The sequence below is a fragment of the Streptococcus mitis SK597 genome (genome assembly GCF_000148545.1).
GTDB lineage: Bacteria > Bacillota > Bacilli > Lactobacillales > Streptococcaceae > Streptococcus > Streptococcus mitis_C.
Window position 1 is genome coordinate 24,707 of sequence record NZ_AEDV01000033.1, and the last position, 6,124, is coordinate 30,830.

At 37.5% G+C, this 6,124-nt stretch carries 5 protein-coding genes and 1 pseudogene; 5 read left to right on the forward strand and 1 reads right to left on the reverse strand.

The genetic code is table 11. From position 1 onward, the window contains the following. Positions 1–121: 121 nt before the first annotated feature. From SMSK597_RS06525 to SMSK597_RS13780, 5 genes and pseudogenes are all read left to right on the forward strand, one after another. Positions 122–2,152, forward strand: coding sequence for a thiol-activated cytolysin family protein (locus SMSK597_RS06525; protein ID WP_000081228.1), 2,031 nt, complete (start codon positions 122–124; stop codon positions 2,150–2,152). Positions 2,153–2,589: 437 nt separating this feature from the next. Further along, entirely contained in the window at positions 2,590–3,315 is a 726-nt protein-coding gene (locus SMSK597_RS06530; protein ID WP_001102230.1) for a CppA family protein, read from the forward strand. Next, the gene (locus SMSK597_RS06535; protein ID WP_000872228.1) at positions 3,312–4,247 is read left to right on the forward strand and encodes a serine hydrolase domain-containing protein; all 936 of its coding nucleotides are present in this window, start codon (positions 3,312–3,314) and stop codon (positions 4,245–4,247) included. Before SMSK597_RS06530 ends, SMSK597_RS06535 begins: the two co-directional genes overlap by 4 nt. 8 nt (positions 4,248–4,255) lie before the next feature. Then, positions 4,256–5,153 (forward strand): annotated as a pseudogene (locus SMSK597_RS06540) (DMT family transporter). A gap of 51 nt (positions 5,154–5,204) precedes the next feature. Then, complete coding sequence (locus SMSK597_RS13780; RefSeq protein ID WP_000693443.1) at positions 5,205–5,351, forward strand: hypothetical protein; 147 nt, start codon at positions 5,205–5,207, stop codon at positions 5,349–5,351. On the opposite strand, the gene SMSK597_RS06550 is transcribed toward SMSK597_RS13780, so the two are convergent. Further along, positions 5,348–6,046, reverse strand: a complete 699-nt coding sequence (locus SMSK597_RS06550; protein WP_000936195.1) for a GntR family transcriptional regulator — start codon at positions 6,044–6,046, stop codon at positions 5,348–5,350. The genes SMSK597_RS13780 and SMSK597_RS06550 overlap by 4 nt on opposite strands. Between the last annotated feature and the right edge of the window lie 78 nt (positions 6,047–6,124).

Consider the following 6,124-nt stretch of genomic DNA (forward strand, 5'->3'; position numbering starts at 1 on the left):
ATATTTTTTAAGAAAACGATTGCGCATATATTGTTTTTTTGTTATAATATTATTGTTTCAAGAGAACGCGTTCAAGAAATAATTCGTTCAAGTATATAATCATATAATATAGGAGTTTTGTATGTCTCAAAATAAACAAGATAAAGGATTTCGTTATTCTATTCGTAAACGTAGTGTTGGAGTATGTGGTGTTGCTATTGCAACATTTTTGCTAGCTTCTGGCCTTGTATTTCAAACAAATGTAGTAAAAGCGACAGAGCCAAGTGTGGCTGCAGTTGCTGGTGAAAATATTGCTGCTCATAAACCTGCGAGTCAGAGTTCAATTGCTTATGGAGGAGATGCTTCTAGAGCAGTTGACGGTAATCGTGATAACGCATGGAGTCACCGTTCCGTTACCCATACAGATTTTCAAGATCATTCTTGGTGGAAAGTTGATTTAGAGAAAGAAGAATCAGTAGGAATTGTTCGTATTTACAATCGTGGAGATGGGGATGTAGCAAATCGTTTATCTAATTTTGATGTTATTTTGTTGGATAAAGATGGAAATGAAGTAACTCGTCAACACATCGATAGCTTAAACAATCAACCAACAATTGACGTTCAATTCACTGGAGTTAATGCACGATATGTTAAAGTGGAGCTAAATAATTCAAAAACACCACTTAGCTTAGCAGAGGTAGAAGTGTATCGTTCTGCAAAAGAAAAAGCAGTGACTAATACTAAATCTGAAAGCAAAGCAAAAACAGATTTTACTGCAGAACTAAATAAATATTTGTTTGGTTTGAATTATGATAAAACAAATATTTTAACTAGACGAGGCGAGGCAATAGAAAATTACACGAATACAAGCACAAAACAACAAGGAAGTGAATTTGTGGTTGTGGAAAAAGTGAAGAAGAACCTTTCTAGTGGTCACGCTGATGTTGCTATTAATGGCAACGGAGATATTTTCCTAGGTGCTTTGTTTAAAGCAAATCAAGATCTCTTAGAAAATAAACCACAACAAATTAGCTTAGATCGTAACAAAGGTAGAATTAGTGTTGATTTACCAGGAATGGTAGGCGGAGATAGCTATGTAGATGCTACACCAACTGTAAGTGGTATGCAGGAAGGTGTAAATACCCTGTTAAATCGTTGGCATGAAAAATATGCTGGTAAAAATCCTGCTCCAGCACGTATGCAGTACGAATCAACTTCTGCTTATAGCATGAATCAATTAAAAGCCAAATTCGGAAGTGACTTTGAAAAAGTTGGAGTTAATTTAAAAATTGACTTTGAAGCTGTCAATAAAGGTGAAAAACAAATTGAGGTAGTTGATTTTAAACAAGTTTACTATACTGCTAACTTTGATGCTCCAAAAAATCCATCAGATGTATTTGCCTCAGGAGTAACAGTTGATCAATTGAAAGCACGTGGAATTGATGAAAATACTCCTCCTGTATATGTATCAAGCGTGTCATACGGACGTCAAATGTATGTCAAATTTGAAACAACAAGCAAGAGTACAGAATTGAAAGCAGCTATCAATGCTGTCATTAAAGGAGTACCTATTAAAGCTGAATCTGAATGGGCGCGTGTCTTGAAGAATACAACTGTAACAGTTTCAATCGTAGGTGGAAATGCTGATGGCGCTGCACGCGTTGTGACAGGTACAGTAGAAGATTTGAAGAAATTGATTCAAGAAGGAGCTACTTTCAGTACGCAAAACCCTGCTGTTCCAATTTCTTACAAGACTGCATTCTTGAAAGATAATCAAGTAGCCACAATTCAAAGTAATACAGACTACATTGAAACTAAAGTGACTTCATACAAAAATGGTTACCTCAATTTACACCATAAGGGAGCTTATATCGCTCGTTACTATGTTTACTGGGATGAAGTAACTTATGATAAGGATGGAATTGAAAGTATTCGCTCACGTCAATGGGAAGATAATGGTAAAAACAGGACAGCTGGTTTCCAAACTGAACTTCAATTTAGAGGAAATGTGCGCAATATACGCGTGAAGATTCAAGAAAAAACAGGTCTTGTTTGGGAACCATGGCGTACAGTTTACAATCGTACAGACCTTCCTCTTGTTCAAAAACGTACAATTATTAACTCAGGTACAACACTAAGACCAAAATACGATGAAAAAGTTGAAAATAACTAATTTTTCACTTGTAAAAGGAATCAGTTCTAAGAGCTGGTTCTTTTTATTTCTAATACTTCTTCGAAATCAAAAATCAACAAAGATAGTCAATTATTTCTTATCAATCCATTAATCATAGTAGATTGAATCGAGAATAGTACGCCACGACTGCTAAAATATTCCTATACATTAATTTGACTTTCTTAATCGATTTATTCACATCTTATTTCAATCTACTATAGCGTTCCAGTTTTATATTAAATCTAAAATCAGTATTTTGAATTATAGAAAACAAGTCTTCTGGTCTGCTTTTTGACTTTTGTATTTTTTCCTAAACATGGAGTTTTGGGCCAGACTTTTGAAAAAATTTTTTTAATGAGGTGAAAATTGTTAAATTTAAGCATAATATCTTGTAAAAAATTCTAAAATCCTTTAAAATAAAAGAGTTGGAGGAGTTTATGAATGTAAATCAGATTGTACGGATTATTCCTACTTTAAAAGTTAATAATAGAAAATTAAATGAAACATTTTATATTGAAACCCTTGGCATGAAGGCCTTGTTAGAAGAGTCGGCCTTTCTGTCACTAGGGGATCAAACAGGTCTAGAAAAGCTGGTTTTAGAAGAAGCTCCAAGTATGCGTACTCGTAAGGTAGAGGGGAGAAAAAAATTAGCTAGATTGATTGTCAAGGTGGAAAATCCCTTAGAAATTGAAGGCCTCTTATCTAAAACAGATTCGATTCATCGATTATACAAGGGGCAAAATGGCTACGCTTTTGAAATTTACTCTCCAGAAGATGATTTGATTTTGATTCACGCAGAAGATGACAGAGCAAGTCTAGTAGAAGTAGGAGAAAAGCTTGAATTTCAAACAGATTTGGAATCAATTTCTTTAAGTAAATTTGAGATTTCTATGGAATTATATCTCCCAACTGATATCGAAAGTTTCTTGGAATCATCTGAAATTGGGACATCCCTTGATTTTATCCCAGCACAGGGGCAGGATTTGACTGTGGACAATACGGTTACTTGGGACTTATCAATGCTCAAGTTCTTGGTCAATGAATTAGACATAGCAAGTCTTCGCAAGAAATTTGAGTCTACCGAATATTTTATTCCTAAGTCTGAAAAATTCTTCCTTGGAAAAGATCGAAATAATGTTGAATTGTGGTTTGAAGAAGTATGAAGTGGACCAAGATTATTAAAAAAATAGAAGAACAAATCGAGGCAGGGATTTATCCTGGAGCCTCTTTTGCGTATTTTAAGGACAATCAATGGACAGAGGTCTATTTAGGCCAGAGTGCCCCAGAACATGGCTTGCAGACTGAGGCAGGACTAGTTTATGATCTAGCTAGTGTCAGCAAAGTTGTTGGGGTTGGCACCGTTTTTACCTTCTTGTGGGAAAACGGTCAATTAGATATTGACAGACCAGTAACCGATTTTTTAGCTGAGAGTGATTATCCAGACATCACTATTCGCCAGCTTTTAACCCATGCTACAGATCTTGATCCTTTTATTCCAAATCGAGACCTTTTAACAGCCTCAGAATTAAAGGGAGCTATGTTTCATCTCAACAGACGAAGTCAGCCAGCCTTTCTTTATTCGGATGTCCATTTTTTACTTTTGGGCTTTATTTTGGAAAGAATTTTTAATCAAGACTTGGATGTGATTTTACAAGAACAAGTCTGGAATCTTTGGGGAATGACGAAAACCAAGTTTGGCCCTGTTGAGTTTGCTGTTCCAACAGTTAGGGGTGTAGAGGCAGGCATGGTACATGATCCCAAGGCTCGCCTCCTGGGCAGACATGCAGGGAGTGCTGGTTTGTTTTCGACTGTAAAGGATTTACAAATCTTTTTAGAACACTATTTAGCAGATGATTTTGCAAGAGATTTGAGTCAAAATTTTTCTCCTTTGGATGACAAGGAACGTTCTTTGGCATGGAATTTGGAAGGAGATTGGCTAGACCATACGGGTTATACAGGTACCTTTATCATGTGGAATCGTCAGAATCAAGAAGCGATCATTTTCCTATCCAACCGTACCTATGAAAAGGATGAGAGAGCTCAATGGATTGTAGACCGCAATCAAGTGATGGACTTGATTCGTAAAGAAGAGTAAGGAGAGACATGTCAAATAGTTTAAAAGGGACTTTACTAACAGTTGTGGCTGGGATTGCTTGGGGCTTGTCAGGAACGAGTGGCCAATACCTGATGGCACACGGAATTTCGGCTCTGGTTTTGACCAACTTGCGTCTTTTAATCGCTGGTGGAATTCTCATGCTCTTGGCTTATGCTACTGCAAAGGATAAAATGCTAGCCTTTTTAAAGGATAGAAAGAGTTTGCTGTCTCTTCTCATTTTTGCTCTAATTGGTCTTTTTCTCAACCAGTTTGCCTATCTAACTGCTATTCAGGAAACCAATGCAGGAACAGCGACTGTGCTTCAGTATGTTTGTCCTGTAGGAATTTTAATTTATAGCTGTATCAAAGATAAGGTAGCACCGACACTGGGAGAGATAGTTTCTATCATATTAGCCATCGGAGGGACCTTCCTGATCGCCACTCATGGGCAGTTGGACCAGTTATCTATGACACCTTCGGGACTGTTCTGGGGGCGTATTTTCTGCTCTGACTTACGCACTTTATATCATTTTGCCCATAGCCTTGATTAAGAAGTGGGGGAGCAGTTTGGTCATTGGTGTGGGAATGGTCATAGCTGGTTTGGTCGCCCTTCCTTTTGCAGGGGTTCTACAGGCCGATATACCGACTAGTCTTGATTTTCTCCTTGCTTTTGCGGGTATTATCCTTATCGGGACTGTCTTTGCCTATACAGCCTTTCTAAAAGGAGCCAGTCTGATTGGGCCGGTCAAGTCAAGTTTGTTGGCTTCAATTGAGCCAATTTCGGCTGTTTTCTTTGCCTTCCTAATCATGAATGAACAATTTTATCCCATTGATTTTCTTGGTATGACAATGATTTTAATTGCAGTAACTCTGATTTCTTTGAAAGATTTACTCTTAGAAAAATAAAAAAGCCTCTTTGTCTGTGACAGAGAGGTTTTATATAGTATTTTATACTCAATGAAAATCAAAGAGCAAACTAGGAAACTAGCCGTAGGTTGCTCAAAGCACTGCTTTGAGGTTGTAGATGAAACTGACGAAGTCAGTAACCATATCTACGGCAAGACGACGTTGACACGTTTTGAAGAGATTTTCGAAGAGTATTAATTGTTTTCAAGATAAAATTCAAAACGTTCACCAACATATTGACTTTTTACGTATTCAAAAGCAGTCCCATCTTCTAAGTAGGAAACCTGAGTCAAACCAAGAATAGCATGTCCTTTTTCAACTTCCAAATAGTGGGCAATCTTTTCTTTAGCAAGGCGAGCATAGATGGTCTGTTGAGATTTGCCGATACGGTAGCCGTGTTTTTGCAAGGTTTGGAAGAAATGACTGGTGATTTCTTCTTTTTTAAAGTTCTTAATGAATTTTTCAGGAATAGAAGCAACTTCATAAACCAGAGGAACTTTGTCGGCATAGCGAACCCGCTCCATTCGGATAATATTCTCCGTTGGAGAAATACCTAGCTTGGCAACTTCCTGCTCATTGGGAATGGTTTTTCTGTAGGAAATGAGTTGGCTAGAGGGAACTTTACCTTGGGACTTAACAATTTCAGTAAAACTGGTTGTCCCTCGCATCTTTTCTTGTACCCGAGTACTGGATACAAAGGTACCACTTCCAACTCTGCGCTCCAGAACACCTTCTTCAACTAATAGAGATACGGCTTGGCGGAGGGTCATGCGACTGACCGCAAACTGCTCTGCTAAATCTCTTTCACTGGGAAGCCTCTTACCAATAGCCCAACGGTGCTCGTCAATATCCTTTTTAATCTGATCATGGATTTTCATATAAGCAGGTAGCATATTTTTCACTTCATTTCTATCTTTTCTCTATTGTACCCCAATAAACTAGAAAAAGTCAAACTTCGCCTTGTTTATACT

Excerpts from the sequence above, each read along its gene's own strand:
- SMSK597_RS06525 (WP_000081228.1), top strand. The coding sequence starts at position 122 with ATGTCTCAAAATAAACAAGATAAAGGATTTCGTTATTCTATTCGTAAA.
- SMSK597_RS13780 (WP_000693443.1), top strand. The coding sequence starts at position 5,205 with ATGAAAATCAAAGAGCAAACTAGGAAACTAGCCGTAGGTTGCTCAAAG.
- SMSK597_RS06550 (WP_000936195.1), bottom strand. The coding sequence starts at position 6,046 with ATGCTACCTGCTTATATGAAAATCCATGATCAGATTAAAAAGGATATT.
- SMSK597_RS06535 (WP_000872228.1), top strand. The coding sequence starts at position 3,312 with ATGAAGTGGACCAAGATTATTAAAAAAATAGAAGAACAAATCGAGGCA.
- SMSK597_RS06530 (WP_001102230.1), top strand. The coding sequence starts at position 2,590 with ATGAATGTAAATCAGATTGTACGGATTATTCCTACTTTAAAAGTTAAT.